Below are 2726 nucleotides of genomic sequence, written 5' to 3'. Positions count from 1 at the left end.
GGGGGGAAAGATAGGTTTGATATGTGGTTCTCCGATTCGCCGGACCTAAAGTACTGGGGGAACAGCCATCTCGTAGCCGCGGTAGAACAGTTCCCGTTTGCTAACGACAAAATCGGTCCCGGCGCACCGCCAATTAAAACAAAAAAAGGATGGCTCGCAGTGATACATACAGTTGATCGTGACGATACGCGGGGAAAGCACGGGTGGGAGCCTAAATGGGTGAAACGCTACTGTGCAGGGCTTGTGTTGCTTGACCTCAACGAACCGTGGAAGATGATTGGGTACTCGCGGGAACCGTTAATTGCGCCGGAAGCGGAATACGAAGTATCCGGCGGGTTGCGTAATAACGTCATTTTTCCAGGAGGTATGGTGCTAGAAGATAACGGTGAAGTAAAAATTTATTATGGGTCAGCGGATACTGTTGAATGCCTCGCAACTGCGCATGTGGATGACCTGTTGTTGTTGTGTAAACCGTTATAACGAAAAGGTGGTACGTAGTGTTTTCTAATAAAAAAAGCTTGACTTTAATCTCATTCGTCGGGTTGACATCTTTTGCGCTGGTGTTCAACACGTTCATTGCCGGGTTGTACATTATCGGCCAGGATTTTGGGATAAAACCTGACCTCATGGGCGTAATCCTCGGGGTGTACTTCATAGGGTTCGCGATATCCTCATCGTTTAATAATAGCTGGAGTGAAAAGTTTGGGATAAAACCTGTTTTTATTGCGGGATATGCCGCTAACTTTTTGTGCTTACTAACCCTTCCGTCAGTGCAAATATTGCCACTGTTTTACCTGATAATGTTTATCATGGGGCTCGGGGGCGGGATTATGGAGTCCGCAACGACGACGTTAATGTTAAAACTGCATAGTGATAATACCCGCGGGATTGTGACGTTAAGCCAGGCATTTTTTTGTATCGGCGCGATCGCCGGAGGTTTTATCGCTGGTGTGGCGTTCGGTAACAACATTTCATGGCGGGTTGTGGTATACATCGTCGCGGGAGTTTCGTCCATAGGGTTGGTACTGCAAGGATTTGCGGATTACGGGATTGCAAAAACTGAACCCTCTGCTGGTGGTACGGAAGAAAAGATGAGCTTGCACGACTTTTTATCGCCGGTATTCATCGCGTTATGCGTATTATTGTTTATTTACGTATATTACGAAACAGCTATAGCAAGCTGGATACCGTACACTATGAAAAGTTATTTCGGGACGACAGAACCGGTACCGCAGTGGACACTTTCCGGGTTTTGGGTGATGATGATCATCGGGAGGTTGTTACTAACCAAAGTGCCCGAACAATGGAATTCAATCACTATGATAACCATTCTTTACGGTGTGTTAGTACCAATAACACTGTTGTTATTGTTTGTAAAAAACTCGGGTGCAGCGGTAGTGTTATACCTCATGTTCGGCGGTGCCTGCGCGGTTATTTGGCCGTTAATCGTTGCGGTTATAGGGAGTATATTCAAAAAAAATACGGGTACGTTTGTGGGGTTAGCGATTGCTGCGGGTGCGACCGGCGCGGGGTTAGCGCCAATACTCTCAGGGATTACGATTGAAAACTGGGGTGTAGTGCCGCATTTTATCGTTGTTGGGGTGATGATAGTACTGTCTTTCCTTATAACACTGAAATTGAAAAACAAGATTAAAGCGTAAAACTTAGGAGCGGGGAGGGGACGAGGTTGACTTAGTTCACTTACAGTTTTTGAGGGAGGTTCGATCCCCCTCACCTCCATTTTTTCTTCCGTCGTGAACAATTCCTGTTTTGACATACCACAAATATTTGGTAGAATAATAAATATGTTAAAGATTATATTCATATTTTTGATCATCTTACTACCAAATACTGCGTTTTCAGAATCTATTATGGTTGAACCAACCCAGGGTGTAGATATAACAGCTCTTCAATGTTTCAATAAAGGGAACGGATCAATTGAATTAGAATTGTATAATGAGGCAATAGAAAATTATACAAAAGCCATTAACATAGATCCAAAGTATGCAGATGCATATTATTCCCGAGGGTGGGTCTATGGGATCAAAGGATTGGTTGACAAACAGATTGAAGATTACTCAAAAGTTATCGAGATAAATCCAAAACATCCAGAAGCATACAACAATCGAGGAATTATTTATGGAAAAAAAGGATTATTTGAAAAGGCAATAACAGATTTTACAAAGGCAATAGAACTAAATCCAAAGTACGAGGATGCTTATAATAACCGTGGTATTGTTTATATTAGGAAAAGACTATTTGATAAAGCAATTGATGATTACACAAAAGCTATCGAGATGAATCCAAGATTTGCTCAAACGTATTATAATAGAGGAAACGCTTATGACGAAATGAAGTTATTTGACAAAGCAATTGAGGATTATACAAAGGCAATAAGAATACAACCTAAATTAGAACAAGCGTACTTCAATCGAGGTAATAGCTATAGAGAAAGAAGGATATTTGATAAAGCTATTAAGGATTATTCAAAAGCAATACAAATAGATCCCCAAAATGCTGAAGCATACAGTAATAGGGGGTATGTATTAGAAAACAAAGGATTATTTGATAAAGCTATTAAGGATTATTCAAAAGCAATACCGGAGTTTTTCAGCGAGTTTGACCTCACTCAGACAATATAGCAACTTCTTTTAACTCTTGTAAAGCCCCTCCTTTAGACTTAAGTTTCCATGCGGCATGCCGCATAACGCGTGCTGCGCGTAAAT

At 41.7% G+C, this 2726-nt stretch carries 3 protein-coding genes; all 3 read left to right on the top strand.

The window, feature by feature from the left end:
- Nucleotides 1-480, top strand: a 480-nt coding sequence (locus tag WC955_13380) for a glycosidase (GenBank protein ID MFA5860047.1), incomplete at its 5' end; no start/stop codon positions are given.
- 17 nt (nucleotides 481-497) lie between these two features.
- The gene (locus WC955_13375; protein MFA5860046.1) at nucleotides 498-1661 is read left to right on the top strand and encodes an MFS transporter; all 1164 of its coding nucleotides are present in this window, start codon (nucleotides 498-500) and stop codon (nucleotides 1659-1661) included.
- Between the two features lie 144 nt (nucleotides 1662-1805).
- Entirely contained in the window at nucleotides 1806-2642 is an 837-nt protein-coding gene (locus tag WC955_13370) for a tetratricopeptide repeat protein (protein ID MFA5860045.1), read from the top strand.
- The last annotated feature ends 84 nt before the right edge of the window (nucleotides 2643-2726 follow it).

The organism is Elusimicrobiota bacterium (genome assembly GCA_041658405.1).
GTDB lineage: Bacteria > Elusimicrobiota > UBA5214 > JBBAAG01 > JBBAAG01 > JBBAAG01.
The sequence above is the reverse complement of the archived record's forward strand: the minus strand, read 5'-3'. Positions and strand labels throughout refer to the sequence as shown.